Below are 25,664 nucleotides of genomic sequence, written 5' to 3' on the forward strand. Positions count from 1 at the left end.
CTCCCACGAGTAAGACCTCTCTTGAGAGGAAAAATCTAGAGAAAATGGAAAAAACGTTTATGGAAACACCAACAACAAACCCAGCCGCCCCTCCCCAGCCGACCCCTTCCTATCACGAACTCAGGGAAGTCCTCTGGCTCTTTTTGCGCCTGGGCTTTACCGCCTTTGGAGGACCTGCTGCTCATATCGCCATGATGCGTGAGGAGGTTGTCCGGCGGCGCCATTGGATCAGTAATGAACGATTCGTCGATCTGATCGGTGTGACGAACCTTATTCCTGGTCCCTCGTCCACGGAACTGGCGATCTACCTGGGCTACCTACAAGCGGGATGGCCTGGCTTGCTGGTAGCCGGAGTCTGCTTTATCGGTCCAGCTATGCTGATTGTGCTCGCTTTGGCCTGGGCCTATGTTACTTATGGAGCCTTGCCTCAGATCGGCTGGCTCTTTTATGGTATTCAGCCGGTCGTTGTGGCTATTGTCGCACAAGCGATCTGGAATCTGGGACGAACAATTTTCACAGGGCCACTTGCGGTGGGCCTCGCGCTTGTGGTGCTAGTCTGTTATTTCCTGGGCGTCAATGTACTGATCTTGTTGCTCGGAGGGGCCGCGCTCTACGGTGTGCTTCGTTTGCTCATCTCGCGCAGGCGCACAAAAACGCCTGTTGTGAGTGTAGCGGTCCCATTGCTGGCTACAAACCTGCGAGCTGATCTACAGCCGCTCATTGCTCGGCTTGGTGCCGGAGCCGTTGCCGCAGCCCCCTCCGTCAGTTTAGGCCTGGTCTTTCTGACCTTTCTCAAACTTGGATCAGTGGTGTATGGAAGTGGCTATACCTTGCTGGCGTTCCTGCGTACTGATCTGGTGCAAAACCTCCATTGGTTGACGGACAAGCAGTTGCTCGATGCGATTTCCATCGGGCAGTTTACACCAGGCCCGGTTTTCACAACGGCAACCTTTATTGGGTATGTCATCGGTGGGTGGCCCGCAGCCCTGCTGGCAACGCTGGCGATGTTTCTGCCTTCGTTTGCCTTGATTGCCCTCATTCATCCCGTGGCTTCGCGTTTACGCCAGGCGACCTGGACCGCCACACTGCTTGATGGGGTCAATGCTGCCGCGCTGGCGTTAATGACTGGTGTGCTTGTTCAACTGGGACAACATGCACTCACCGATATCTTGACGGTAGCGATCGCCATCCTCGCCTTTGTGATTCTGCTGCGTTTCAAGCTCAATTCCGTGTGGCTGATTCTGGCAGGAGCCGTCATCGGTCTGCTCCGGTTCTGGATTGTAGGGATGTGAAGAGAAGGGAGCCAGGGCTGAAGAAAAGGTGGGAAGCAACCCAGAGAGGTTGGCTTCCCACCTTTTCTTCGGTCAGCACTGCAATGACCTTGGCCTGCTTCGAGCCTTGCATCAAAAAAGGATGCCAATGTACAAGGGAGGGGTGGGAGAAGCAAGATCGGGATCGATTGCTCAGACACGGTACTCACCTGATCTCCATTTCAGGGCATATACGCCGTCCCTTTCATCACAAAACGAACAGGTATGGGTTCTCCAACAAGTTGGGTGAAATGAGTTGAGAGCAGCCAGGTTGACCCAGTGGCCTCCTTCATAGTGCTGAGCCAGAAAATACTGTAACGGTTTCCGATATCGTCTCGTGTTTCTTACGAAGAGACAACGTATGGACAAAAGAGGTGCTTCTAGACGCGTATCATCGTGAGATACTACAGTCAGATGTGCTCAAGGTGAGAAGGTGTACAATTTTACTCACCTTCGTCCTCAAAAAGAGACAGCTTCTGGAAGCGTTGAGAGAAGTACCTGTTCTTCTTCACAGCAAAGGAGTCGCTTATGCAAGGCAATGAATCACATATGACCCCCCAACAGCATGCCCAACATATTGATCAGCTCTTGCAACAAGCTCAACAAGAGTGTCGCGCTGATATTGAACGGATTCAGGACCCTAAGGCGCAGGCGCTCTTTGAGACAGTTGCTGAAGTGATTAGTGGGACGCGTAAAGCGCTGAACGACTATCAGCAAGGTAGTGAGAGCATTTGGCAATCTGAGCGGTAGGAACCCTACGCCTTTGCCTTTCCCCACGGGAGAAGCGTCTCAAAGAAGGTATTGTGTGGAGGAAAGGTGCATGGTGTTTGCGTGCCTCTGCCTCTTTGCTGGTCCAGTCTCGCCATCCTCCTTGCGCTGTCACTGATCAAGAAAGGATGTGCAGGTTTTGCAGTGGTTTCACCGTATCCTCTTCAGTAGAGCACCGGCTGCAATGGTTCTCGTACGGCTGGCAATAGGTAGCATCTTTCTCTCTGAGGGGCTTCAGAAATTTCTGTTTCCTGCGGAGCTTGGCGTCGGACGCTTCACCCATATCGGCATTCCCTATCCAGCATTCACCGCACCCTTTGTTGGCGTCGTCGAGATCGGCTGTGGACTCCTTTTTCTGCTCGGTTTCCTCGTGAGACTGGCTGCCATTCCTTTAATCCTTGATATGCTGGTTGCTATCGCCACAACCAAAATCCCTCTCCTCCTGGAGAACGGATTTTGGAAGATGGCCCATGAAGCGCGCGTTGATGTGAGTATGCTTCTCGGCTCTCTCTTCTGTCTGATTGTTGGAGCAGGTGCCTGGTCTCTCGATGCACTGCTCCATGCGTTGCTCACACGCAATCATCCTGTCTCCTAAGCGCGAGACGGTGGAACTGGTTGACTACAACTGAGGTAAGAACAGCCTGATACAATGAACCTGTTACGACCCTCGATAGGGTACTGTGCTCTGGTCAGAGCAAAACAGGCAAGAGAAGTAACTCTGGCTCCCTACAAGGAGGTGCGCCCATGAAAAGATGGTTCAGTCTTATGATCCTATCGTGTTGCCTCTCACTGCTCATCGTATGGAGCGGGACAACAAGCATACCAGCAACATACACGTTGTAACGAGAGAATCAGACCATGACAATGCATAACCCTGTCACACCTGATGCCATTTTCCAGATTGCGAGTGGTTTTATGGCGTCGAAACATCTGTTTGCCGCCAGCGAGCTCGGACTTTTTGAGCACCTGGCTGAGGGCCCCATGACCTTAGAGCTTCTGGCGCAAAGGATAGGGATTGCCTGCCCAAGACTACGTATCATCACTGATGCAATGGTGGCTCTGGGTTTGGTCGAATGCCACAATCAGTGGTATCAGAATAGTCCAGTGGCTACTGCCTTTCTCAGTGGAGATTCCTCTCCTGATCTCCGCCCATTCCTGCGCTTCTGGAACCAGATTAGTTACCCGGCATGGCAGCAGTTTGAAGCACGTCTTCGTACCGGTCAGGGCACATTTGAACCTGCAGACGAAGAGCGAATCAGAATGTTCTCGGAAGGGGTGGAGGCCATCACCAGTGGGGCTGCCCAGGCACTCGTCTGCACCTATGACTTTGGTTGCCATCGCCAGGTGCTCGATCTTGGCGGAGGAAACGGATCGTTTCTGCTGGCGCTCTTAGGCCAGTACCCTGCCCTCAAGACCACCCTCTTTGAGCTTCCACGTGTGGCAAGACTGGCACGCAAGCGCCTGGAGACGGCCCCTGTGGTTGAGCAGATTACCATAGTTGAGGGAGATTTCTTTCAAGATCCCCTTCCACCTGATCATGATTGTGTTCTTCTTGCCCATGCTGTGCATATGTTCTCACCAGAAAGAAATCTGACCTTGCTCCAGCGCATCCATGCCGCTGTTTCTTCTGGTACGCGCCTGTTGCTGGTCGATTTCTGGACCGATACCACCCATACCCATCCCCTGTTTGCCACGCTCATCGCTGGCGAGTTTCTAGTTGCCACTGGCGAAGGCGATGTGTATAGCGAGGAAGAGGTACGTACATGGCTGCGGCAAAGCGGCTGGTGCTACCTGACGCATCTGCCTCTCTCGGGAGCCTCCAGCCTCATCGTTGCCGAAGCACAACAATGAGTGGACCTGAGAAGAGCAACAGGTAAGCAGGACCTTGGGATACAACGTTCTCCTACACATCTAGGATGGGACTGCTTGATTCCTCCGAGCAGAAGCCTGTCTCTTTGTCTTTTTCCCTCTCGAGGCTCTCGAAAAGAGGCCTCTTTAAGAGAGAAGAATATCGAGAAACGAACAAAACTCCCCTATCTCGCCGTGATTATCGGAGCTGACCCGGTGGGCTGGGCCGCAGCGGCGCACCTGATGCGCAAAGGAGAAACACCCCTGCCATAGCCATGGTCCACGTCTCATCAGAAGGACATCGCTCAGTGCGTATCACTCTCTACGATGTGCCTCCTTCCCAGAGAGGAGATTTCCTCCTCGCCACAATGCTCCGCGTTTCCAGCTCTTATTCTTCTATGCGAAGCGCCTCTGGTTCTGGTTGAGGGACAGATGGCGCCAGGGAGGTCGTCATCGGCAAGCGCAACCACTGGTAGAGGATAGCCCCTAGACAGACACCAAGGAGAGGACCAAGCCAATACACCCAGTGTCCGTTCCAGGCACCGGAGAGGAGCGCTGGGCCAAAGGAGCGAGCAGGGTTCATCGACGCCCCGCTGATAGGACCTCCCCACATGGCATCGAGGGCAACGGTGGCGCCAATGGCGAGCGCGGCTAATTGACCCACGGCTCGGGTATCGGTCGCAACGGAAATGATGACCACCATCAGCACGGCAGACAGCAAGATCTCCAGACCAAAGGACTGCCACACGCTCCCATGGGGAAGCGTGGCACCAAGATCGGCCACCGGACCAAAGAGCAGACGGAGGGTTCCAGCTCCCAGGATCGCCCCCAGGAGTTGCCCACCAATATAAGCGGGAACCTCTTTCCAGGCGAAGTGACGGGTCAGGGCAAAGGCAACAGTCACAGCAGAATTGAAGTGTGCGCCGGAAAGATGGCCCATCGCAGCAATCATCACGGTGATGATGAGTCCAAAGGTGAGCGCTACCCCAACATGGGTCAACGCGCCTGTGAGGCGATCCACCATGATAGCACCACAGCCAGCGGTCACCAGGGCATAGGTGCCAAGCAATTCTGCGCTGGCGCGACGTAGTAGCGATGTTGTCTTCATACACATACATCCTTTTGCAAAATAATAAGAGGAAAACCTCTCATCCCGTCTCCAGTTTCGCCTGTTACGAAGCGGAACGGGCTGCAAGCAATTCTTCTTCGATGTGTTTGCGGAGAGCATCACGTACCTGACGATAGACGGCAAGTTGCTCCTCGTGGCTGCCAGTAGCTTGCAAAGGGTCTGGCAAGGGCCAGTGGCGTCGGTGCCTGGCATAGGGAAAGAACGGGCAGGTTTCAGCGGCGGCATCACAGACCGTAATCACCTCGTCAAATGACTCCTGCACATAGCGATCGAGCCTTTTGGAAGACTGGCCTGAAATATCGATGCCCAGTTCAGCCATGGCTTTTATCGCGAGCGGGCGCACAGCCGTTGCCTCTGTTCCCGCGCTATGGGCCTCGAACTGCTCCTGCCCCAATGCCCTGAGCAGTCCTTCGGCCATCTGAGAACGGGCCGAGTTATGGGTACACAGAAATAAGACACGTCGAGTCATGGGAGTACCAGTCCTTTCTCTCGTTCAAGAAGGGGAAGAAGGAAACGGAGACGGGTTGTCAGTTGCAGCGCGGTCTGCTCGAAGGCGGCGCGCACCTGTTCTTCGGTCCCTTGCGTCCTGGCAGGATCAGGAACGCTCCAATGAATACGCTCTGGATCTCCTGGAAACGTCGGGCACACTTCATGGAGAGAGTCGCAAACGGTAATGATGGCATCAAAGCGCTCACTCTGAAAGAGGTCAAGGTGCTTTGGAACTGCCAGGCTCATATCAATGCCCATCCTCTCCATACACTGCCGAGCCTGGGGGTGAATTTGCTCAGCAGGGGTGCTCCCAACGCTGAATGCTTCCACCATTCCGTGACTCAAGTGACGCAGGAGGGCCTCGGCCATCTGGGAGCGAGCGCTGTTTTCCGTACAGAGAAACAGGATACGCAATGGCTGGTGTGGTCTCTGCTTCTTTTTTGTGAGTGCTTGCTCTGGCGAAAGGGTGATCGCTGGATGCAGCATATCTCCAGCTTGCCAATACAGCTGCTGAAGTTGCTCAACCTCTAAGCGATAAAAGACTTCACGTTCGTCAGCACTACTATGGCGTTCACGCACCAGTTGTCCCTGGCGAAGCAGCTTTAGATGATACGAGATCAGATTTTGTGGCAGCTGTAATCTGTCCACAAGATCTTGCACACGATAGTCGCTACGAGCAAGGCAGCGGAGGAGATTCCAACGAACTTCATGAGCCACCAGTTTGAGCAGAGAGGGAGGTGGGGCCAAAGCATTTTCCATGCATTCTTCCTTTTATTGCATCAATATTATTTAAATCAAAATGGATTGATGCAATCATAACAGAGAAAAGGAGGAAATTACAAGCGATTTGCCACTCCCCCGGATAAATCCAGGGGGATTCTTCTTTCACCCAAGCGACTTACTGACTCCCATTACTGAGAGTCAGTAGCGGTCTTCCTGTCCAGAAGCGTTTCATGCACTCACTGGTGCATCAGTTCCCATATGCCCTATGGTACTGAGCGCTTTTTGCAATATGTTCAGCGCCGCATTGTGGTCCCTATCGAGCACCACGCCACAGCTAGTACAACTATGTGTGCGTATGCTCAACGTTTTTTTGATGAGCATGCTACACGCTGAACAGTTTTGACTCGTGTGGCCCACGGGATGCGCAACGAGCTTTTTAGCTGAACGATAATACGGTTTCAAACGTCCATGAGACTTTCCCTCTCTGGACAGTCCTCATGGCAGAAACCCCTGAGAACCCCCGAGAGGCTGGGAACGCTGGCAATCACTGTTTTGTGATATATTTAATAGAAAATATTTTCGAGAGGTGTTTATGCCAACGCAGAGTCGTTTCACAGGTCTCACCCAACAGGTGAAGGTACCAGATATCGAGGCGGGAAGGGATTTTTATGCACGTTTGTTTGGTCGCGACCCCGATGTTGAGCCGCACGAGGATTTCAAGGAGTGGGAACTCGTCCCCACGAGCTGGCTCCAACTTGCGGAAGGAACACCCGAACCGGCAGGCAGACTGCGTCTGGGAGTGGAAGATCTCGCAAGCGAGCGGATACGAGTCCAAAGGGAGCTGGGTATCACTTGTAGTCCCATCGAGCGCATCCCAGGATTAGCCGCATGGTTCAATTTTGAAGATCCTTGGGGCAATCGCCTGGGCTTCTTTCAAGATCTGGCGGTCAATGGTGAGCCCTTTCTTCCTGGCGGGAGCGTGCATGACGCTTTTGCAGAAACGCTGGGAGAAGAAGCATAGCTGCTCTGGAAACGTCGTTCATCGCCTGGAGCGTTTGAAACCCTATTCGTGTTCAGTTAAAACATCGTTGCCCGTCCCGTGGATGTAGCGAACAAGGGTAAAAATGTGCCTCTTTGATGAGGAAGCACGAAAACTTTCTTACAAAGGAGGCCACATGAACAACATCACCGGTGAATCAATGATCATCCTGACTTCTTCACAGTCTGTTCCAGCAATCCCCTCGTGGTTTGGCGAGGTCACTCTGATCACAGCATATCTGCTCAAGCTCGGCATTCTGACCAAGATCGGTGAGCAGATGCGCTTTGCACGCAGGCGCTTCGGGTGCTATGAAGTGATTGACTTTGTGGCGGTTCTCTTTGGCTACGCTATACGACTGCCCCGAGGTTCCAGCGGGGCCAGAGGGTTTCCCTTGTCGCGTTGTGGTGGCGACCCATCCGGAGGGCAAGACCAAAAGCCGGGTAGGCAAAACGCGGGAAGGGTCGTCTATGAACTCTTTTTCACGCGTTTGCCACAGGAGGCGTTCACAGCCAGTGACGTGGTCGAGTTGTATCTTCATCGGGAAGCCTTCGAACCAACACTTGCCGATGAAGATGAAGAGCTTGACCCCGACCGTTGGTGCTCTCATTCGCCTTGCGGCCAGGAGTGCTGGCAGATCGCCTCGCAATGGATCTGGAATCTGCGCATGGAATTGGGCCATCAGCTCTCCCCTACCTTGATGCGGACCACCGAGTTTGCTCCAGCAGCCGACCAGAATCCACAGCCACAGGGTTACAGACCGCCTGTCATCGGTGGAGCCTGGAAGGCCAGGCGCTTTGCGGGAGAAGCCTTTGCCCTCCAGCCTAATGGAACGGTGCGCTGTCCAGCAGGTAAGCTGCTCTTGCCCTGTGAACGGCGTCGTGAACAGGGAGGCAGCCTGCGCATCGTCTATGCCGCTTGCATCGGCGATTGTCGCCCCTGTCCTCAGACGTATGGAATCATTCGATAGGTGAGATTATTGTGGATTCTCACGATAAAATTCGTTTTTCGATCGATAACGGCTCTGGGACATATTCGGTGTGCCTACCTGACTTTGGGAAGCTACTGATCAGGCATCGGGGATGTAGGGGATCAACCCTTTACGGAATGCTGCCTCCTGGATTTCCCTGGGGGCCTGGCGCACATCGATGATGAGTCCATTCACCTCAAGCATCCAGATCAAAGGGTTCTTGTCAACCATGGAGGGGATCGACCAATCTGGGTTCATGGGATACATGCCCAGCAGGTCACGGATTTGTTTGGATTTCGCCTGCATCGTGCTCGAACTGAGATCGAAATACTCCCAGATCTGGCTTGCTGTAATGTGGGGAGTCTGGGAGGAATCAAAGAGAAAGTTGACCATGCCCAGCGCATGAATGATCCCACAAGCCCACGTAGGAGCCTTGCCTCGTGCCAATGGTGAAGGACGTTTCCGGCACAGGGTCGCTGTCAGTTCACGACAGAGTTGGAGATACTCGTCATTTAAGTAGGTCTGGCTGAAGGTATCCGTGAGCAGGGTGATCTCCTCGAAGTGCTTCTGCATCTCTTTGGGAACTTGTTGTGATGTACTCCGTTTGGCCATATCTTCCTCCTTCACGTCTTCATTGTAGCGTATCACCACGAGGGATGACCAGCGAATCGCCCATCCGTCAAGCACCGACTATGCAGCTGCGATGGCTGCCGGTGTGGACCCAGTGCCATGTGTCCCAAGAGTGGCAGGAACCGCCACCTGCGAGGAGCGTCTACGCTGCTCTTTACGCAATGATTCCCCTGCTGCTGGGTGGAGCAGAACACGGCGTTGCAGGAGCGCAAATCCGGCTTGTCCATAGGAACTACGCTTGATCCATTTTACTTTATTGACAAAGCCTTCGACCACTCTGTTGCTCCATGTCAGGCTGCATCCGTTGGTAACCGCCTCCGCATCATCGGCTAGTCCATCAACAAAAGCGATCAGTTCCGCGATCCCACTGGCTTGGACAGCGGCTTTCCATTGTTCCAGATGTGTTCGTCCCTCGTGTTTTCGTAGGAGGTAGCCAAAGTCCTGCGCAAGCTTGAACACGAGAGCGATGGTCTCGTTGCTCTGGATGAGCTGATCCAGATAGGCCGCTTGCTCTCTCGTGCGGTTTTGTGCTGGCCTCACCATCATGAGCGCAACACCTCTGGACGAAGGAGGCTTGTCCCAGATGATTGTCTGCTTAGAGACGGGGCGTGCGACGTTCTGACGAAAAGGACGAAGCCGCATCTGAAGCGTGCGCTGCGTCCCAGTATATCCTTGAGTGACAATTTCCTCGTACAGCTTGGCCACGTTGTGGCACCCCTGGTTCCATCGCAAAGTGAGGTAGGAAAGGTAGGGATCAACGATGGAAGAAGAGCGAGATCGTCGTCGCGGAGGCGGAGGTGTCTCCTGTTCGAGGGTACGGTAGACTTTGCTTGAACTGACGCCAACGAGCTGGGCAATCTGCCCTTTGTGGTAGCCTTGCCGATACAGTTTCCAGATCCACTTATGAAGTTTGACTTGTTGGCGATGACGCTCCTGCCGCTCTTGTGCGACTTTTTCAGGGACTGCCGTCCTCGTAGCTAGACGCGTTTTGCCTGTGCTCCCTTGTGTTGCCTTTTTGAGTGCACGTTCTTGCGTGCGAAAGAACTTCTCCAGGGCTTCGGCAAAATTCTTTTGCAAGTGAAAGCGATCGACCACCTGTTTGGCCTGAGGCGCGCCCTCAGTGGCAGCTTCTCGGAAGATTTTGCCACGATCACGTGAGACCAAATCAATTTCGGGATGCGTGCACAACCATGCTTTACTCGTTTCGGCGGAACGCTCTGCTAACAACTGCACGATCCGCCGCTTTTCTAGGTCCACGAGAATGGTCCCATAGCGCTGGCCTTTTTTCCATGCCCACTCGTCTATTCCCACCTTCACTACCTCGCCTTCACTGGGCAAGGGAAGCTGCAAGACGCGACGGATGATGGTTTTGACAGTGGTGGGCATGCCAAGGGACGAGGCGATCCGCGCTGCATCGGCCCCATTGGTGGTCACTCCTAGTGCCTGAAGCGCCTTGACGAGCCGATCCGTCATTCGTGCATAGCGCTGGACCAACTCTGGGAAGCGCTCGGCAAAGATGTGTTGGGGACAGGATGCCTCGTGACAGATCCACTTGCGCACTCGTAACTTGAGCACAAGGCACCGGCCGCCAAACGCAACATCGGCAATGGTGCGCTGATAGTGGCTATGGACTCGAGAGCCAGGCGTCCCACATCGTGGGCAAAGAGCTCTTGACGAGGTTGCATGAAGATGGACGATGATTATCTGATTCTGGACCTCAATGGTCTCAAGACGTATCGTTGAAGGAAATGCAAAAACAGGGGAAAGATCGATGGAAGCGCCTCCAGATGACTTAAATGATTGGAACTGACGCTATTATACCACAAAGCCAAGTCAGTAGGCACACCGAATATGTCCCAGAGCCTCGATAACTTTTCGAGAGATTTCTCTGTGTCGGCCCCTAGAGCCGAAGGATAGAAGAGTCTACTCACTGTATCTCTCGCATAAATTTTCCTCACTTCATCTTGAAAAAGAAACGAAGGGAAATACTGAAAGTCGGAAGCAAGATTCTCACATAACTATTCGTTTACGGATGTAGATCCCAAAATTCAGCGGGAAATTTCTGCATAATGAAGTGGGTGGCTCTTTGTCTCAGAAACTCATTACGAGTCAGCCAGTTTTGAGACGATTTTTTGAGATGGGTTTTGAGATATGGCGCTGAGCTTAGACAGATAGTTATTTCATATGGATGAGGTCGTCTCAGCAAACGAGCGATTTTGAAACTGCCGAGCCACCCACTTCATTATGCAGAAATTTCCTGCTGAATTTTGGGATCTACACCCTGCTCATCCCGTCCCGACGCCAGTGGCAAGCAACGCTGCGGGCGCTTTGGGCGGAACTCCAGGCTCGCAGGCGTCCTGCTCCGCTCAAGGCTCGCGTTTGAGCACCTCACCAGAGCCTATTGTGCCCAATTGTTCGTCTGTTACCTTTGCCTCGCGCAGATCGGCCATCTCGAAGATTGCCAGGGTGAGCCTCGCCCCGCTGAGGTCAGCCTGGCGCAAGTTTGCGCCAATGAGGGTCGCCTTGCTAAGATTTGCCTCTGTCAGGTTGGCTCCCTCTATATTCGCCTCCGTGAGAGTCGTCTCCGTGAGGTTCGCGCCGCTGAGGTCGGCCCCTTGCAAAATCGCTCTATAGAAATACGCCCTCGAGAGGTCCGCGCCGCGCAGATTTGCTTGGCTGAGGTCAACGCCGCTGAGATAGGATCCTCGCATCTTTGCGCCAACGAGTTGCGCATGGGAGAGATATGCTTGCAGATCGGGACGGCGGGCGCTCCCTCTCTCGCCTTGAGAGCCAGGAGCGTCATGGCTTCCCTTCGCCTCCCCGAAGCTCGAACCACTCAGGTCAGCACCCGTGAGATCGGTACCGCGCAAATCGACCCCCCTCAGGTCGGCGCCCTTCAGCGTCGCGTGCGAGAGGTTGGCCCCGGAGAGGTCGGCGCGATTGAGGTTCGCGCCGCTGAGATCGGACCCTTGCAAATTCGCCTCCCTGAAGTTCACACGCCTCAGATCCATCTGGGCTAAATTGATCTGCGGCAGCACTATCTTCTGGAGATCAGCCCCGACCAGGGCTTTGCTTCCCTGCAAGCCATCGCCGATAAAGGTCGCGGGCAAGCCGTTGTGACTGAAAAACTTCAGCATGCTCAACTGCTGGTCGCCCTCTAAGGTTTTCAACACCTGGCCCAGGCGTTGCTGCGCCATCTGCGAGACCTCTGGCCTGTCGGCGAGTACGCCAAGGAAGTAGGTCTGGAAGACCAGTTCTTGCAGCATCGTCATCCATTGTTTGCCGGTCCTCTCCTGGCTATAGACCTGCCAGGCCGAGAGGCTCAAACTGAACAACATCGCGAAGACAAGCGCCGTCAAGATCATCTGCGAGGTTTGGCCGCCACTGATAAGATTGATGAGCAAGCCGATGATCGCGCCAAAAAGACCTGAGAACACCGCCAGCGTCGAGGGATGGAATAAGACCTGGCTTATACTAAAAGAACGCTTCACGCCGTTCGTGGCTCCTTCCTTTCCGACCTCAGACCTTTTCTCTCAGTATAGCTGCAGATCCCAAAATTCAGCAGGAAAAATTGGATAATGAACAATCTCAACTGAGTTGAAAACGACTCATCCTGGGCTTTTAGCCGCACATATGGCCATTCTGTATCTACTCGCTCGCCAGGCTCGGGCCATCGCAGATCCTGTCCCCATTCGAGCAACGTAGTTTCCCTATTCCAATTGAAACCAAAGTCTGAAGGTAACATCGAACGCTCTCATGAAACGTTTCTTCTTCGCGACAAGGAACAATGGTTTCGATTGAGACATTTCCAGCCATTTTCTCTCCTCATGAGGAATGCTCTTATGATTACCTGACTTGGTAACATTTTCTTGAAGCGTAGCATAGAGGCTCGTGGTGTACAAAATATCTTGGTCCTTTGTAGTACTTGTGGCCAACCTTTTGGGTAATCGGCAAGACAGTGTTCATGAACAAAGATGAACCGGGGGAAGAGAGGGAAAGGTTATGTGAGAGGTACCTCATTTTTGCATCTAAAGAGTCATAATGCAGGGAAATTTTTTCTGAGAATAAAGAAAAGTATTCTAAGAAACGTCAATTAACGCGAGATCCCGCCTGGTGTGGAGCATCGTCAGCACAAACGCTTGAACAATCGAGCAGAAAACTCACACCAACCCACCCTACTGCGTGAAAGGAAGATGAGACGCTTCAAATCAACCCGCACAGGTCCAACGCTTTCTCTCCGTCTTCGGCCCCATTGCTGGGCATTTTCAACCGCGACGGCACCGTTTGCGTGCCGGAGAATATCGTACCATGTTCCAGGACCGCTTCCAGCAATGGAATGAGGTGGCTGGAGTCAAGCAGATTGCATAACGATCTATCTTCCCCAGTATTTCACTGCCTTGCCGTATTTTTCTCCTTTATAGCTCAAACAATACACTGCATTCCTACAAGCAAGTTGACAATACCCTCAAAAGAGGTTCATTATCCTGTCCATGACGTCGCCGGAGGCCAGTTCGCTATCACAGATTCTCAGGGCAGGCGACGCGGGAATGAGCCGGCAATGGGCGCGTTTGTGTTCCCACCCGCCACCTGTAACGTTTAAAAGGACAACGGCACATATATAGGCAAACGCGGACGCCGTGTTTCCCGCGGAGGATACCACCAGTACATCGTCAAATCCTTCTGGTAAGCGCGATAAAACAGTATATGCTTCCAATTCCTTAAAGGTTGTCTTCTCTAGTTTTACGCCTTTCTCAGGCCAGTACCCGTTAAAGGATATCCAGAGAAAGGGCAAGCCTGTTAGCTGGCTCAGGCTCTTACTTTGATACGTGACGGTCCCACTCGATCCCGATATATGCTTGACTATCGGAAGCCAGGAGTGGTACCGATACATGCCAGGCGCTTGCGAATCTACGGTAAATGTATCTGCGGCATACTCTGCGATTAGAAGAGAGGCCTGATGTTCGCCATCACAATCAAGCATAAATCCATCATCCTCAAAGGTTTTATCATGTGAGAGTCTTACTTGCTCATATCAATTTATACGGCGGTGCTACTGTAGCGAGCGGGACGAATAAACTGGCGGTTACATGCCTGCGCTACCATAACCGCTTGAGGCATGAGGTCTTGAAATTGCTCTATCCTCAACGATTGCGCACCATCCTTTAAGGCTTCTTCTGGATTAGGATGGACTTCGATCAATAATCCATCGACTCCACTTGCAATCGCGGCTAAAGACATCGCGCCAACAATATCGCGTCTGCCTGTCCCCTGGCTGGGGTCCGCGATAATTGGTAAATGCGAAAGCTTCTTTACGAGCGGGATCGCGCTAATATCCATGGTGTTTCGCGTGGCTTTCTCAAATGTGCGGATTCCACGCTCACACAGCATAACATGAGGATTCCCTTGCGCTAATATATATTCCGCGGCCAGTAACCACTCCTCTAACGTGGCGGACATACCACGCTTTAACATAATTGGCTTAGAACCACGGCCAACTTCATCGAGGAGCATATAGTTTTGCATGTTCCGCGTGCCAATCTGCAAAATATCAGCATATTCAGATACAAGCGCGACATCCGCGGGCGTAAGCACCTCCGTCACAATCGCCATACCAAACTCGTCCCGCGCCTTCGTCAACAGCTTCAGCCCCTCCTCACCCATGCCACGAAAACCGTAGGGCGATGTGGATGGCTTAAAGGCTCCCCCCGTAAAATAACAGCCCCGGCCTCGCGCACAGCTTGCGCTGCCGTCATCAATTGGACCTCGGTTTCCACCGTACACGGTCCAGCCATCATTACAACGTCTTCCCCGCCGATTTTGACTGTGCCTGAGTCTACACAGGCGGCGGAAATTTCGATCACAGTATTTTCAGGATGGAACTCGCGGCTGGCAAGTTTATATGGCTTGGAAACACGGAACACATCCTCAACGCCAGCTAAGCCTATCAACGTATCTTCTATGGCCGAGTCAATACTACCTGCAATTCCCGCGTAACCCGCTGGAACAGGGGAGCCTAAAACTCCAATAACAGTTCGTTCGATTCCTCTTGAAAGGTGCCCCTCTAGTCCTTTGTCAAAGTTGATTGGAAAGGTGGGGAGTGCAGAGGGGCGTCAGCCCCTCTGCGTCTACCCCCTTGCCGCCGCAGGCGGCGTGAAACCTTTCGGATGAAGATTGACAGAGCACTAGATGATGCTTATGTAGAAAGGCAAAGACGTTCTCGATGTCACTATCGCTGCATGAGGCATTCATGATCACAATCATACTAAATACGTTATCCTTTCTCTACTCTAAAGTGCGCCAGAGCATTTGCGCGGCCAATTCTGGTTTCGTCGCAAAGGTCACCGAAGCAGGCACATGAGCTTCTCGACAACGCTCCTGATTACCAGTCCAGCTTTTGGGCAGATACAATTCTCGGTCGAGCAACGTGTGTCCACGCGAACTCGCATAGGAAAGAAACACGCCTACCTGACAGTTTTCGATGCGTCCAGCCGTGCCGCTGTACTGCCGTTGCACTCCTACCGATTTGCGTCCCTTTTTGAGAAAGCCTGTTTCATCAATCACCAACACCGCATAGGGCTCCGCAAGCGTTTCCCAGACATACATACGCAACGCATTTCGCAGCCCATCGCAATCCCACTTGGCCCGATCCAACAAATGTTGCATGGCATACGGAGTGGTCTCTCCTACCGCTTCCGCTACTTGCCATCCGTTTTTTCGTCCCATAGGACTCATCAATGCCTGCATGTAGGTAAGTGCTCGTTGGTGAGGTTCTGGTCGTACGAAATGCTGCCTGATCCGTTGGCCCAGTTCATTGAAGGTCGTTGTCCACACCTCTTCCGCTCTTGAAGGGGGATAAGCTGTAGAAGCAAATGGGGACATAGATGGTCCTCCTTTGTTGCCAGACGGCAGATGAGGCATACGAACAAAGACGCAAACCAGGGAGAGAAGAGTTGTCTCTCCCGAGGGGTGAATGGATTACCCGGCTCGTATTTGTCCGCACACCTCCACTGCTAATGTTGGGGAAGGGACTTAACTTGTTTGCGAGGCTTTCTCATCGGACAACCCGGTCAGTTGTTCACTGATCTGTCGGAGAAGGCTTCGTGCGAGAGGATCATACGCTTGAGGGTGCGCGCGTGCCTGCTGCTGCTGATCAAAGTATTGGCCTGTCACATTGTCTAGCGTCGGCGATGTTGCCAGGTACATCACGGAACGAACACCTTCTTCGACCGTGGTCTGGGTAAAAGGGATCGTCTCGCGAACCATTTTGGTGTTCATCAGCGAGGCTGGATGCACACAGTTGACAGTAACATGTTCTCCTGTCAATAGGTCAGCCAGATCAATGGTAAACATCGCCAGCGCGAGCTTACTGCGGCGATAAGCATCATAGCCATTATAGCGGCGTTCAAACATGACATTGTCAAAATCAATCGGAAGCTGCCCGACTGATCCCACGTGAATAATGCGGGCTGGCGGGCTTATGCGCAGACTGGGTAACAGGAGATGTGTGAGTAAGAAAGGCGCGAGATAGTTCACTGCAAAACGAAGCTCATATCCATCTCGACTGAGTTCGCGTTTGCCTCCCAGGAGCTTTCCGCTCCCCACACCGGCGTTGTTAATGAGCATGTCAAGCTGAGGATGTTGGGTTTGCACACGCTCGGCCAGACTGCGTACCTCTGAAAGATCGGCCAGGTCCGCCAGATAGGTCCCCAGGTTCCTATTTCCTGTTGCGTCTTGAATTTCTCGCAGCGTCTTCTCCAATCGCTGTTGATTACGCCCATGAAGCAGCACGATTGCGCCTTGTCTGGCCAATGCAAGCGCGGTCTGTTTTCCAAGTCCATCGGTTGATCCGGTGATCAGGATTGTTTGTTGCGCAAGAGGTTTCATCATTTGTTCTCTTTTCAAGCATGATGTTTTCTGTTTACGAGGATGCTCTGCTCTGCGTCGCGCTCATCTGTGAGACGGGTTGGGCGTTTGCAAGGCCCAATGCTCTTAGCAGCAGTCCATCACGTGTACGGTCAGGCAACAAGCGTAGGACAGCAATTATTCTGAGCCCTCGTCCAGCGAAATAGCGCGTTTTGGGACTGCGGGAGGTCAGCGCCTGAACAATGGCAGCTACGACGACATCAGGGTTCTCCAGTGGCTGGCTGGCTGAAGCTTTAGCTACTGCGGCAAGTGCTGGCGCATACAGTTGCACAAGTTCGCCAGGCAACTGCTCCCTGGCCTGTTGGGCCGAGGCTTTCGACTTTTGAAAGATCTCTGTCTGCATAGCCGCCGGTTCAACGATAGAGACAGCTATCCCCCAAGGGCGAAGCTCGCTCCGCAGCGCATCGGTTACCGATTCTAGCGCGGCTTTCGAGGCCGAGAGCACCCCCAGATAGGGAATTGACACCAATCCAGTCGGCGCTCCAATATTAATGATACGTCCCCGCGCTTTCCGTAGCAGAGGCAGAAAAGCTTGTGTGACCGCAATATGTCCGATGACATTCACCTCGAATTGTTTGCGTACCTCCTCGATAGGAACCAATTCAACCGGACCCTCAACGATCATACCGGCATTATTCACCAACCCAACCAGTCCTGCATTCCCACTTATCCTGGTAACGGTTTCCGCTGCTTGAGCAACGGAGACGGAATCAGTGATGTCGAGCAAAACAGGAGTAATCCGGGCAGAGATATCGCGTTGGAGCTTCTCCCCATCAGAGGATCTTCGTACACCTGCAAAGACCTGAAATCCTGATGCATCGAGCCGGCGTGCAGTTGCCGCACCAATACCACCCGCTGCTCCCGTAATCAAAACGGCTCCACTCCGTGCCTGAGTCGTTGTAGCCATAGAGATCATATTCCTTTCGCTGAAAGAAGAGAACAGCTAGTCTCTCCATCCAGCTTCTGCTATAATAAACGAAACGTAGCGTGTCACTCATTGACTGGTTATAAATATAAACGAAACGTATCGTATCTGTCAAGAGATATTCCAGAAGTGGAGAGGAACACCAAGATGACTCAGCAGGCGAAGAAACTGGAGTCCTTCACGCCTGGTCGTCGGCGCAGTGATCAGGCGCATCGGGCGATTTTGCAAGCGGCCAGGGAGGTGCTGGAGCAGGTGGGCTATCGGGCGATGACCATTGAAGCGATTGCGGAGAGAGCTGGTGTGGGAAAAAAGACCATTTATCGCTGGTGGCCTTCCAAAGCTGCAGTAGCGCTTGAAGCCCTGACCTCGCATACCGAGGTGCAGGTGCTTTTTTCCGACACAGGTTCTCTAGAGGGGGACTTACTCGCCTACTTTGAGCTTTCTTTTTCAGGCTTGCGGGGGAAATCAGGAACGGTGTTGAGCGGGCTCGCTGCTGAAGCGCAGTTGGACCCGGAATTTGCGCGGGAATTTCAGCGGACGTTCATTGTGCCACGCAAGCAAGAGCTGGTTGCTCTCTTGCAACGCGGCGTACAACGAGGTGAACTGGCCCCTGATACCAATCTCGAGGTCCTGGCGGACTTGATTTATGGAGCCAAATGGTACCGCTTTCTCTTATATCCTGCGCCATTGGATGATGCATTCGCCAGAGAAATTGTCAAGCTGATCCTACGCTTGAGATCAGAAGCGTAGCGCTCGTATTTGCTGATGAAAAACGTTCGCCTCCGTTTGCATCTTTGCCAAAAAGCCGCCAACAAGAGGAGAGATTTCAGCTCTCAACAATATCTACAACTGTAGGATTATCCTGGATAAGCTTGTGGAAATAGCTTTCCAGGTACTTATTGAGCTCGTGAGAGAGAGCTAAAGTTTGGAAGCAACCCGCCGAGAGAAAAAGGTATGGGAGCACCAAAGAAAGCCGATTGGCGAGAAGAACGGCGCAAACGCGCCTGGGAACTGAAACAAAGAGGATGGAAACAAAAAGACATCGCAGTGGCGCTGGGGGTGACAGAAGGAGCAATCAGCCAATGGATGAAAAGCGGACGAGAGAAAGGAGAAGAGGGTCTCAAAGCCCATCCAGCCAAAGGAGCCACACCCCGTCTGACAGCAGAGCAACAAGCGCGCCTCCCAGAGGTGCTGGCGAAAGGAGCAGTAGCCTATGGATTTCCGGGAGACGTGTGGACGAGCCGGAGGCTGGCAGTGGCCATCAAGCGAGAGTTCGGGGTCAGCTACCATCCCGATCACTGTGGGTACCTGGTCCGTAAGATGGGTCTGAGCTTGCAGAAGCCAGTGGTGCGAGCCAGCCAGCGCAATGAGCAAGCCATTGCCCACTGGAAAAACCAGCAGTGGCCTCAGCTCAAAAAAAAGCCGAACAAGAAAAGCGCACAATAGTCTTTGTCGATGAAGCGGGCTTTTACCTGTTACCGATGGTGGTACGGACGTATGCCCCGCGCGGCCAACCCCCGGTACTACGAGTCCCACTGACCCGCGATCACATCTCTGCCATTGGAGGCATCACCCCCAACGGGCGGATCTTCATGCAAACGCAAGAGCGAGCGTACAAAGCAGTGGATGTGGTCCGGTTTTTGCAGGTGCTCCTGCGCAAGATTCCTGGTCGCTTGCTCGTCATTTGGGATGGCTCACCCATTCATCGAGCGAACGTGATCAAGCAGTTTCTTGCCAGTCCGATGGGGAAACGAGTGCATTTGGAACGCTTACCCGGCTATGCGCCGGAGCTCAATCCACAAGAAGGGGTATGGAACTTACTCAAACGTCGTGAACTCAAAAACCTCTGTTGCCGGGACCTTGCTCACCTGCGCCAGGAACTAGTCCACGCCAAAGAGCGCCTGCGCCATCGGCGGACCATCCTGCAGCATTGTTTCTCCCATGCTCTTGCTGAGGTTTAGTTGCCAGTCACGAAATCAATAATGTCATTCATATCGCCGCGAAAATAGCCGCTGGTCACGTCTCCAAATGTATCAGACCATACCTCCAGCTTCCGCAACAATTCTCGATCATCCACCGGTATCCCCAGAACATGGGCAATGGTAAAGAGCGAGACGGGCGAGGCAAATTCACTCACGGCATCCATTTCTCTGGCCGCTTGCGCTGAGAGAAGGGCTTCCCTGGCAAATCTCCTGATATCATCCGGCATTTGCTTTACTTGATGTGCTAGTGTACGCGACATAACATTTTGCGCGTCGTGGTGTGCGTCCCCATCCATAAACACCATTTGCTTGCTCACCGCCGCCATTTGCGCGGGCGCGGCTCCACTTGCGAGCGAACTGAGGCTGGAGAGGAAGCGCTTATCATCTAAAATAGCGGTGGCGAGCTTATGGCTGGTCACAAGCCAGGACTGACTCGTCTCGTCAAAATAGAGACCATCCTGGGCGCGCAAGGCGTTATAGTGTTCATGTGGATTCGTGTAATGTCGCCGTAGTGACAACAAGTTCAATTTCAGTTTGCCTGCTCTTTGCTGCATTCTCTTATCCTCTTCTCAGCGACTTACCAATGCCAGCACTACACGTTTCTCACGAGAGAGCTATGGATAGCTTGAAGCGTGGGGCAGCCTGCAAGGCTCATTGCTAGCTCAAGTTCCTCCCGCAATAAGTGCAGGACATGCCGCGCTCCCTCTTCCCCATCGACGGTCAGGCCCCAGAGTACCGGTCGGCCCACAAAAACAGCCCTGGCTCCTAAGGCGAGCGCTTTCAAGACATCAGTTCCTCGGCGAATACCACCGTCGCAATAGACTTCGCAGCGCTCATCAACGGCTTCAACCTTCCTACGTATCACCTTAGGGGTGAACCTCTTCCAATGCGACGAGATGTCCGGTTCCATCTAATGTCTTCAGGTCAATGTCGGCAACACAACGAACTTTAACATAGTTAAGCGTCAGTGACCCCTCAACATGAGCGATCCCTGTCTGCTGCTCAAAGTTGGCGCGACTAAGATCCGTAGCGCTTTTATCGACTCTTACACCAAGATCGGTGCCGCCACGCGTATCCGTAAATTTAATGAAGACATAACCCATGTCCTCTACGCGCTTCTTGAATTCTTCCAGGGATGGTTTCGGGCCACCAACTATGATAGCATGATCCCCCTGCGCGAGACGTTGTACGAGATCGTCCATTGTTTCACTCCTTCACACTGAACGTACTGTAGAGCAAGTTTACCTGAACTATACAGTAGCTTCACTCGCCTCGACAACCTGCTCCTCCGAGTTCTGCTCATAGGCATAACGCAGGTCCTCAGGGATCTCAAATTTGAGCGTTCCGTGACAGAAATCCTGCCACTCTGGCGTTACATTATCAAAGATAAGCCCCTTATTAGGGATAATAGGGCTACGGACAACCGTAAAATCATCCCATAGGTATACGACATCCTCATCCGTGAGGTCCGGCTCGTTCTCTTCTTTCTTTTCAGCCCAGTCTGTATATTGCCGAAGGTCCTTCAGGTGATATGCTTTACAATATTTCCTGATCATATGCTTGTCCTCTCCCTAATGTAAAAACACTTGACGTATTCTGTTGACGCTTCTATCTATGCCTCTAACTCCGCCATGCGTTTACGCAGGCTTAAAGGCCTCATATCCGTCCAGACTTCTTTGATAAACTCCAGACATTCAGCCTTAAGATCCGATTTACCGGCATCATTCCAACCAAGAGGATTGTCACGGTCGGCAGGCCAGATAGAATACTGCTCCTCGTGATTCACAACTACTTTAGAAAAAGTTTTACCCTCTTCTTCATCTCTCGGCATAGCAAATCCTCCTTGCATAACAAATCCCTAAACGTAATGGCGCATTGTTTTGCACACAACCCAATGCAAAACAGACGAAAGCTGCATGCATTCGCCTAGAAAGTTTTGAGGAAAGTGTCTTAGACAGAAAGTGGAGTACATATTAGATAGAAACTATAAGGCGCAAGCTCCGCCATTCCAACCTGGAGAAATGTTGGCAACGTCCCAATTAAACTGTTTTCCTGGAGCCTTCGCTACGAACGGGCATAACACATATCCATCATTGCACACAGCAACGTTGAATAGTGCCATAGCAGGTGACAGGATTCCAGAAGCGGCTAAAAACAATACATTTGCTACTTCTTTCATGCTAACACGCTAATAGTATAAACAAAGGATTTACAACAGCACAATACGTTAATGAGGTATTTCCTCTTCCTCCCTTGAAGTAAATCTGAGATGAGGGAATAATCCCCAGAAGGTGGCTTGGCGTACCCTATTCTGCATTGGACGGCTTCAACACGATTACCTAGCCTCTCATCAGGGCGCGCCAGCCAACTCGTACGATCATCCCTGTTGCCAGTAGCGATTGTCGCTACCGGCAACAGGGCGCGCCACGCGCAACCACCGGTCATCCTCGACGCCATCGCGAAATAATCTAACCTGAGATAGAGGCATAATCCAACCTGAGATAGGCCCGTTTGATCACGCCCTCGGTTATACTCTCCGAAGACAACACAAAAACAATAAATCAGGCAAAACACACGATAGCGAAACGCATTCTTTACACGGCTTTATTATCCTTAGAAAGGATCAAACTCATGTCCATTGTCGATAATGGCTCTACTAGTTATCATTTACCTGATTCACCGTTAATACAGATTGAGCACCTTACGCGCATCATTATCAATCGTACACAAAAGACGACCCTTCTTCATGATGTTACGTTCGCAGTGCCAGCCCAAAAACTCTTAACCATTAATGGCCCATCGGGAAGCGGCAAGTCTACCCTGCTGAATATGCTCACCGGTATTGATAAACCAACCGAAGGGCGCGTGGTCTTTTCCGGACAGGAATTAAAAGCCCAGGGTGAAAATGCCCTGGCCCGCTGGCGTGGCCGCAACGTGGGTATCATCTTCCAATTCTTCCAACTCATCTCAACACTTACTGCCTTTGAGAATGTCCTACTCGCTCTGGAATTGGGTGGAGGTGGCGGGCTACCTCGTAATGCCTGGCGTAAGCGCGCACAGGACTGCCTGGAGATCGTGGATCTCGGCTCATTTGCCCATCGCTTACCCAGTGAACTCTCTGGCGGCCAGCAGCAACGCGTGGCCATCGCCCGCGCGTTAGCCAACAATCCGCCCGTGCTCATTGCTGATGAGCCAACCGGTAATCTGGACTCTAAAACGGCATACTCCGTCTTCAATATCCTGGCTGGACTCACCGGGCAGGGAAAGACCGTGATCTATGTCACCCACGATTCCCAACTCGCTTCATACGCCGATGCTCGCATTAATCTGCTCGATGGTCGTATTGTCAGCGCGCACGGAACCCAGGCCATCGTTACGGCCAAACAGGAAGAGGTGCATTCATGAGCGCAGGCATGAAGAAGATCATAGCTGACATGAAAATGAGGAAAGGCCGCACGCTGCTCGTTATCATAGGCATTCTCATTGGCGTCTTCGGCCTGACGGGCATCAATTTCACGCAGGATACGCTCTTCTCGGCATTTTCCTACACCATCGAAAGCCATGATACACAGCCCGATATCACGATGATTGTGGACAAATTAGATCCCACACTCGTGCCCGCCTTGAAGGATGTGCCGAATATAAAAGCGGTACAAACTGAGACACGCGTTTCTACCCTATGGCGCATTAATAAGGCACTAGGATACACGACAATTAAAATCGTTAGCTATCCAAATTTACAGACTCCCTCGCTCGCTCCATTCGAAATTGTCAGCGGTCGCTATCCTCAAGCGGGCGAAATCGTAATGGAATACGGCGATATTGCCCTGGCGGATGTCAAAATTGGCGATACGGTCAAGCTTGACACAACACATGGGCAGGTACCACTACGCGTCGTGGGTATGGCTCGGACCGCTGGTGTCGATCCCGCGACCTCAGGCAAAGCGCAGGCCTATATGAGTGACGAGGGCGTCCGTCAATTGGATGTGCTTACCAACACTAACGAACCGAATCATCCAGCGCGCCAATTCATGATCCACTATAAAGTGAATCGCATCGGCCAGGTTGACACAACCGCCAAAGCGCTACAGAAAGTGCTAAAAGACAAACACATACAGATCTTCGCGACAGCCTTTCCTGGTCCAGGCATCGTCCCCCTGCAACAAATCAGTGGTATCTTTGCGCTACTCATAGTGCTGGTCTTTATGGCGGTACTCATGAGCGCCATCCTCATTTTCAATACGGTCACGACCCTGATTACAGAGCAAACGGCTGTCATTGGCACCATGAAAACGCTAGGAGGCACGCAGTGGCAGATCATGCGCAGTTACCTGATCTTTGTACTCATTTGTAGCTCGCTTGCGACTATCCCTGGCCTGATACTGGGCATTGCGGGCGGATATATAGTGGCCTCGACGCTGGCTCCAACCATTCCGCTGGCCTTGGGACCATTCACCCTGCCACTAAATCTGATTCTTCTCGGCTTGCTCGTTGGCTTTGGTGTACCCCTACTCGCGGCTCTCCTCCCATTGTGGAATGGCACGCGCATCACCATTCGCGAAGCCCTTTCCGCCTATGGCATCAGTACGGGAAGAAGAAATACGGCGCTCACTCGCTTCGCCCAGCGGATCACCTGGGTTTCGCAGACCGTATGGCTGGGACTGCGCAGTTTCTTCCGCAAGAAATGGCGAGCCGCCTTAACCATTTTCATGCTTAGCATTGCAGGCGCAAGCTTCTTAATCGTACAAACCCTCACCGCCTCGGTGAATTCTACAGTAAGCTCGGTCTTTACAAACTTTGGGGCCGATGTAGAGGTTGACCTCGGCCCGCAAATGAAGTTGAGTCAAATTAAGATGGACCTGAGTACCATCAAGGACATTAACGTCCTTGAGCGGTATGGACAGGGTGGGGCAAATACGCAGTGGGGGCGCCTGGCTCTCTGGGGTATCGAGCCTCAAACCAAAATCTACCACTACCACATGGTCAGTGGGCACTGGTTCCAACCAGGTGACACCAATGTCGTGCTCATTAGTAGCCATTTCGCGGAGAAGACAGGGCTGCAAATAGGCAATAACCTCGAAGTCAACAATACCAACAACCAGCCCACAACCTGGCGCATCATCGGCATTATTGATGAGAATGTCAATGGCCTGGGTCAAATGGGAGCCGCCGTCGTCCCCGTGAATACCCTCTATCAGTTTCAGGGCATACCTGAGAATGCCGTACAAGATGCCGCGACACGTGTCCTACTGCAAGCAAAGGACCACTCGGCGGCGACCACGCAAACAATCGTACAGCAAATAGGCAAAATCGCCCTCGACGCAACCACGAGTGGTTCAGTGGAGCGTGGTGGAGGCATTGTCAATACCTATATGGTACAGGACGAGGTGCTTCGTCACCAGCGTAGCTGGTTTGTCTCCTACATATTACTCTATAGCGTCGCGATCATTATCGGTATCGCCGCTATTATCGGGCTGGCTAATGAACTAACAGCCTCAGTCCTCGAACGTCGCCGTGAAATTGGCATGTTACGAGCAATGGGGGCGAGCTCCTGGCGTGTGGCGCAGGTCTTCTGGGTCCAGGGGCAATCGCTAGGTCTTATCGCCTGGCTGCTTGGTGCCATTCTGGGACTCCCCCTGGCGTATGCCTTCCTACGCCTCTTCAGCCAGTTTGTGATGCCAGTTGATTTCGTCATAGACCCTCTCGCCTTCGTAGTGATGCTCCTGGCGCTGCTGGGAATCGCGACACTCGCCAGTATTACGCCGGCGCAAAACGCGGCCCGCTTACGCATTGCAGACTTGATGCGCTACGAATAACCCTACACCCGTCCCTCTGGAAGAAGAAAGGATTTCATAGCATGAAAATAGCACCTGGTTCGTCGATACTAAATAACGCCAGTTCTCACTGACAACATACGCGGAACAAGCATAT

Annotated in this window: 27 protein-coding genes and 3 pseudogenes; 13 read left to right on the plus strand and 17 right to left on the minus strand. The window is 52.6% G+C overall.

Annotated elements, in window-relative coordinates:
* The first annotated feature begins 59 nt into the window (after positions 1-59).
* The 4 genes from chrA to JMJ16_RS16660 all read left to right on the plus strand — a co-directional run bounded on the left by chrA (position 60) and on the right by JMJ16_RS16660 (position 3,929).
* On the plus strand, positions 60-1,292 hold the full coding sequence (gene chrA / locus JMJ16_RS16645) for a chromate efflux transporter (protein WP_201383267.1): 1,233 nt from the start codon (positions 60-62) through the stop codon (positions 1,290-1,292).
* A gap of 546 nt (positions 1,293-1,838) precedes the next feature.
* Positions 1,839-2,060 (plus strand): hypothetical protein, encoded by a 222-nt coding sequence (locus JMJ16_RS16650; protein WP_201383269.1) that lies wholly within the window; start codon positions 1,839-1,841, stop codon positions 2,058-2,060.
* Between the two features lie 157 nt (positions 2,061-2,217).
* A complete protein-coding gene (locus tag JMJ16_RS16655) occupies positions 2,218-2,673 on the plus strand; it encodes a DoxX family protein (RefSeq protein WP_201383271.1) in 456 nt (151 codons plus the stop codon).
* A gap of 263 nt (positions 2,674-2,936) precedes the next feature.
* Positions 2,937-3,929 (plus strand): methyltransferase, encoded by a 993-nt coding sequence (locus JMJ16_RS16660; RefSeq protein ID WP_201383273.1) that lies wholly within the window; start codon positions 2,937-2,939, stop codon positions 3,927-3,929.
* Positions 3,930-4,314: 385 nt separating this feature from the next.
* Here JMJ16_RS16660 and JMJ16_RS16665 read toward each other — a convergent pair whose 3' ends face one another.
* The 4 genes and pseudogenes from JMJ16_RS16665 to JMJ16_RS16680 form a co-directional block, all read right to left on the minus strand.
* The gene (locus tag JMJ16_RS16665) at positions 4,315-5,034 is read right to left on the minus strand and encodes an aquaporin (RefSeq protein ID WP_236601598.1); all 720 of its coding nucleotides are present in this window, start codon (positions 5,032-5,034) and stop codon (positions 4,315-4,317) included.
* Positions 5,035-5,098: 64 nt separating this feature from the next.
* Positions 5,099-5,524 carry an arsenate reductase ArsC gene (locus JMJ16_RS16670; RefSeq protein WP_201383277.1) on the minus strand — a complete coding sequence of 142 codons (426 nt, stop codon included), beginning with the start codon at positions 5,522-5,524 and terminating at the stop codon, positions 5,099-5,101.
* Complete coding sequence (locus JMJ16_RS16675; RefSeq protein WP_201383279.1) at positions 5,521-6,303, minus strand: ArsR family transcriptional regulator; 783 nt, start codon at positions 6,301-6,303, stop codon at positions 5,521-5,523. The genes JMJ16_RS16670 and JMJ16_RS16675 overlap by 4 nt, the downstream gene beginning before the upstream one ends.
* A 192-nt stretch (positions 6,304-6,495) precedes the next feature.
* A pseudogene (locus tag JMJ16_RS16680) lies at positions 6,496-6,678 on the minus strand (zinc ribbon domain-containing protein); the annotation flags it as partial.
* A 181-nt stretch (positions 6,679-6,859) separates the two neighbouring features.
* Between JMJ16_RS16680 and JMJ16_RS16685 the strand changes: the two are divergent.
* Complete coding sequence (locus tag JMJ16_RS16685) at positions 6,860-7,288, plus strand: VOC family protein (RefSeq protein WP_201383281.1); 429 nt, start codon at positions 6,860-6,862, stop codon at positions 7,286-7,288.
* Positions 7,289-7,442: 154 nt separating this feature from the next.
* Positions 7,443-8,273: a hypothetical protein gene (locus JMJ16_RS16690; RefSeq protein WP_201383283.1), complete on the plus strand. Its 831-nt coding sequence runs from the start codon at positions 7,443-7,445 to the stop codon at positions 8,271-8,273.
* A gap of 99 nt (positions 8,274-8,372) precedes the next feature.
* On the opposite strand, the gene JMJ16_RS16695 is transcribed toward JMJ16_RS16690, so the two are convergent.
* The 3 genes from JMJ16_RS16695 to JMJ16_RS16705 form a co-directional block, all read right to left on the minus strand.
* Positions 8,373-8,885, minus strand: a complete 513-nt coding sequence (locus JMJ16_RS16695; protein ID WP_201383284.1) for a DUF6398 domain-containing protein — start codon at positions 8,883-8,885, stop codon at positions 8,373-8,375.
* Positions 8,886-8,963: 78 nt separating this feature from the next.
* On the minus strand, positions 8,964-10,676 hold the full coding sequence (locus JMJ16_RS16700; RefSeq protein WP_307813170.1) for an ISL3 family transposase: 1,713 nt from the start codon (positions 10,674-10,676) through the stop codon (positions 8,964-8,966).
* A gap of 593 nt (positions 10,677-11,269) precedes the next feature.
* Entirely contained in the window at positions 11,270-12,394 is a 1,125-nt protein-coding gene (locus tag JMJ16_RS16705; protein WP_201383285.1) for a pentapeptide repeat-containing protein, read from the minus strand.
* 624 nt (positions 12,395-13,018) lie between these two features.
* Between JMJ16_RS16705 and JMJ16_RS16710 the strand changes: the two are divergent.
* Positions 13,019-13,271, plus strand: a pseudogene (locus JMJ16_RS16710) (DDE-type integrase/transposase/recombinase); the annotation flags it as partial.
* Between the two features lie 97 nt (positions 13,272-13,368).
* Here the strand turns inward: JMJ16_RS16710 and JMJ16_RS16715 are convergent.
* The 5 genes from JMJ16_RS16715 to JMJ16_RS16735 all read right to left on the minus strand — a co-directional run bounded on the left by JMJ16_RS16715 (position 13,369) and on the right by JMJ16_RS16735 (position 17,733).
* Positions 13,369-13,884: a hypothetical protein gene (locus tag JMJ16_RS16715; RefSeq protein WP_201383286.1), complete on the minus strand. Its 516-nt coding sequence runs from the start codon at positions 13,882-13,884 to the stop codon at positions 13,369-13,371.
* A 56-nt stretch (positions 13,885-13,940) separates the two neighbouring features.
* Positions 13,941-14,684, minus strand: coding sequence for a 3-deoxy-7-phosphoheptulonate synthase (aroF, locus tag JMJ16_RS16720; protein ID WP_201383287.1), 744 nt, complete (start codon positions 14,682-14,684; stop codon positions 13,941-13,943).
* 501 nt (positions 14,685-15,185) lie between these two features.
* Positions 15,186-15,782 carry an IS701 family transposase gene (locus JMJ16_RS16725; protein WP_255553221.1) on the minus strand — a complete coding sequence of 199 codons (597 nt, stop codon included), beginning with the start codon at positions 15,780-15,782 and terminating at the stop codon, positions 15,186-15,188.
* 150 nt (positions 15,783-15,932) lie between these two features.
* Positions 15,933-16,790, minus strand: a complete 858-nt coding sequence (locus tag JMJ16_RS16730; protein WP_201383288.1) for an SDR family NAD(P)-dependent oxidoreductase — start codon at positions 16,788-16,790, stop codon at positions 15,933-15,935.
* A 31-nt stretch (positions 16,791-16,821) separates the two neighbouring features.
* Positions 16,822-17,733 (minus strand): SDR family NAD(P)-dependent oxidoreductase, encoded by a 912-nt coding sequence (locus JMJ16_RS16735; protein ID WP_201383289.1) that lies wholly within the window; start codon positions 17,731-17,733, stop codon positions 16,822-16,824.
* Positions 17,734-17,898: 165 nt separating this feature from the next.
* On the opposite strand from JMJ16_RS16735, the gene JMJ16_RS16740 reads away from it, so the two are divergent.
* The 3 genes from JMJ16_RS16740 to JMJ16_RS54410 all read left to right on the plus strand — a co-directional run bounded on the left by JMJ16_RS16740 (position 17,899) and on the right by JMJ16_RS54410 (position 19,712).
* Positions 17,899-18,501, plus strand: coding sequence for a TetR/AcrR family transcriptional regulator (locus JMJ16_RS16740; protein WP_201372686.1), 603 nt, complete (start codon positions 17,899-17,901; stop codon positions 18,499-18,501).
* A 204-nt stretch (positions 18,502-18,705) separates the two neighbouring features.
* Positions 18,706-19,197 (plus strand): winged helix-turn-helix domain-containing protein, encoded by a 492-nt coding sequence (locus JMJ16_RS54405; RefSeq protein WP_236601427.1) that lies wholly within the window; start codon positions 18,706-18,708, stop codon positions 19,195-19,197.
* Positions 19,152-19,712 carry an IS630 family transposase gene (locus JMJ16_RS54410; protein WP_236601428.1) on the plus strand — a complete coding sequence of 187 codons (561 nt, stop codon included), beginning with the start codon at positions 19,152-19,154 and terminating at the stop codon, positions 19,710-19,712. The genes JMJ16_RS54405 and JMJ16_RS54410 overlap by 46 nt, the downstream gene beginning before the upstream one ends.
* On the opposite strand, the gene JMJ16_RS16750 is transcribed toward JMJ16_RS54410, so the two are convergent.
* The 5 genes and pseudogenes from JMJ16_RS16750 to JMJ16_RS16770 all read right to left on the minus strand — a co-directional run bounded on the left by JMJ16_RS16750 (position 19,709) and on the right by JMJ16_RS16770 (position 21,564).
* A complete protein-coding gene (locus JMJ16_RS16750; protein ID WP_201383290.1) occupies positions 19,709-20,287 on the minus strand; it encodes a hypothetical protein in 579 nt (192 codons plus the stop codon). The two genes, JMJ16_RS54410 and JMJ16_RS16750, sit on opposite strands and share 4 nt — an antisense overlap.
* Before the next feature lie 38 nt (positions 20,288-20,325).
* Positions 20,326-20,604 (minus strand): annotated as a pseudogene (locus JMJ16_RS16755) (alpha-hydroxy-acid oxidizing protein); the annotation flags it as partial.
* Complete coding sequence (locus JMJ16_RS16760) at positions 20,600-20,935, minus strand: hypothetical protein (protein WP_201383292.1); 336 nt, start codon at positions 20,933-20,935, stop codon at positions 20,600-20,602. The pseudogene JMJ16_RS16755 and the gene JMJ16_RS16760, both read right to left, overlap by 5 nt.
* A gap of 48 nt (positions 20,936-20,983) precedes the next feature.
* Positions 20,984-21,289 (minus strand): hypothetical protein, encoded by a 306-nt coding sequence (locus JMJ16_RS16765; protein WP_201383294.1) that lies wholly within the window; start codon positions 21,287-21,289, stop codon positions 20,984-20,986.
* A gap of 56 nt (positions 21,290-21,345) precedes the next feature.
* The gene (locus JMJ16_RS16770) at positions 21,346-21,564 is read right to left on the minus strand and encodes an MbtH family protein (RefSeq protein ID WP_201383296.1); all 219 of its coding nucleotides are present in this window, start codon (positions 21,562-21,564) and stop codon (positions 21,346-21,348) included.
* 465 nt (positions 21,565-22,029) lie between these two features.
* On the opposite strand from JMJ16_RS16770, the gene JMJ16_RS16775 reads away from it, so the two are divergent.
* From JMJ16_RS16775 to JMJ16_RS16785, 3 genes are all read left to right on the plus strand, one after another.
* Positions 22,030-22,200, plus strand: coding sequence for a hypothetical protein (locus tag JMJ16_RS16775; RefSeq protein WP_201383298.1), 171 nt, complete (start codon positions 22,030-22,032; stop codon positions 22,198-22,200).
* Positions 22,201-22,364: 164 nt separating this feature from the next.
* Positions 22,365-23,138 carry an ABC transporter ATP-binding protein gene (locus tag JMJ16_RS16780; RefSeq protein ID WP_201383300.1) on the plus strand — a complete coding sequence of 258 codons (774 nt, stop codon included), beginning with the start codon at positions 22,365-22,367 and terminating at the stop codon, positions 23,136-23,138.
* Between the two features lie 29 nt (positions 23,139-23,167).
* Entirely contained in the window at positions 23,168-25,549 is a 2,382-nt protein-coding gene (locus JMJ16_RS16785; protein WP_201383302.1) for an ABC transporter permease, read from the plus strand.
* Positions 25,550-25,664 lie beyond the last annotated feature (115 nt).

Source organism: Ktedonobacter sp. SOSP1-52 (assembly GCF_016587395.1).

What these genes read in the sequence shown, in the direction of transcription:
- JMJ16_RS16780 (WP_201383300.1), top strand. Translation starts at nt 22,365, where the DNA reads ATGTCCATTGTCGATAATGGCTCTACTAGTTATCATTTACCTGATTCA.
- JMJ16_RS16725 (WP_255553221.1), bottom strand. Translation starts at nt 15,782, where the DNA reads ATGTCCCCATTTGCTTCTACAGCTTATCCCCCTTCAAGAGCGGAAGAG.
- JMJ16_RS16760 (WP_201383292.1), bottom strand. Translation starts at nt 20,935, where the DNA reads ATGGACGATCTCGTACAACGTCTCGCGCAGGGGGATCATGCTATCATA.
- JMJ16_RS16750 (WP_201383290.1), bottom strand. Translation starts at nt 20,287, where the DNA reads ATGCAGCAAAGAGCAGGCAAACTGAAATTGAACTTGTTGTCACTACGG.
- JMJ16_RS16650 (WP_201383269.1), top strand. Translation starts at nt 1,839, where the DNA reads ATGCAAGGCAATGAATCACATATGACCCCCCAACAGCATGCCCAACAT.
- JMJ16_RS16785 (WP_201383302.1), top strand. Translation starts at nt 23,168, where the DNA reads ATGAAAATGAGGAAAGGCCGCACGCTGCTCGTTATCATAGGCATTCTC.
- JMJ16_RS16715 (WP_201383286.1), bottom strand. Translation starts at nt 13,884, where the DNA reads ATGCTTGATTGTGATGGCGAACATCAGGCCTCTCTTCTAATCGCAGAG.
- JMJ16_RS16730 (WP_201383288.1), bottom strand. Translation starts at nt 16,790, where the DNA reads ATGATGAAACCTCTTGCGCAACAAACAATCCTGATCACCGGATCAACC.
- JMJ16_RS16660 (WP_201383273.1), top strand. Translation starts at nt 2,937, where the DNA reads ATGACAATGCATAACCCTGTCACACCTGATGCCATTTTCCAGATTGCG.
- JMJ16_RS16770 (WP_201383296.1), bottom strand. Translation starts at nt 21,564, where the DNA reads ATGCCGAGAGATGAAGAAGAGGGTAAAACTTTTTCTAAAGTAGTTGTG.
- JMJ16_RS16670 (WP_201383277.1), bottom strand. Translation starts at nt 5,524, where the DNA reads ATGACTCGACGTGTCTTATTTCTGTGTACCCATAACTCGGCCCGTTCT.
- JMJ16_RS16695 (WP_201383284.1), bottom strand. Translation starts at nt 8,885, where the DNA reads ATGGCCAAACGGAGTACATCACAACAAGTTCCCAAAGAGATGCAGAAG.
- JMJ16_RS54405 (WP_236601427.1), top strand. Translation starts at nt 18,706, where the DNA reads ATGGGAGCACCAAAGAAAGCCGATTGGCGAGAAGAACGGCGCAAACGC.
- JMJ16_RS16765 (WP_201383294.1), bottom strand. Translation starts at nt 21,289, where the DNA reads ATGATCAGGAAATATTGTAAAGCATATCACCTGAAGGACCTTCGGCAA.
- JMJ16_RS16690 (WP_201383283.1), top strand. Translation starts at nt 7,443, where the DNA reads ATGAACAACATCACCGGTGAATCAATGATCATCCTGACTTCTTCACAG.
- JMJ16_RS16735 (WP_201383289.1), bottom strand. Translation starts at nt 17,733, where the DNA reads ATGGCTACAACGACTCAGGCACGGAGTGGAGCCGTTTTGATTACGGGA.
- JMJ16_RS16740 (WP_201372686.1), top strand. Translation starts at nt 17,899, where the DNA reads ATGACTCAGCAGGCGAAGAAACTGGAGTCCTTCACGCCTGGTCGTCGG.
- JMJ16_RS16665 (WP_236601598.1), bottom strand. Translation starts at nt 5,034, where the DNA reads ATGAAGACAACATCGCTACTACGTCGCGCCAGCGCAGAATTGCTTGGC.
- JMJ16_RS16685 (WP_201383281.1), top strand. Translation starts at nt 6,860, where the DNA reads ATGCCAACGCAGAGTCGTTTCACAGGTCTCACCCAACAGGTGAAGGTA.
- chrA (WP_201383267.1), top strand. Translation starts at nt 60, where the DNA reads ATGGAAACACCAACAACAAACCCAGCCGCCCCTCCCCAGCCGACCCCT.
- JMJ16_RS16675 (WP_201383279.1), bottom strand. Translation starts at nt 6,303, where the DNA reads ATGGAAAATGCTTTGGCCCCACCTCCCTCTCTGCTCAAACTGGTGGCT.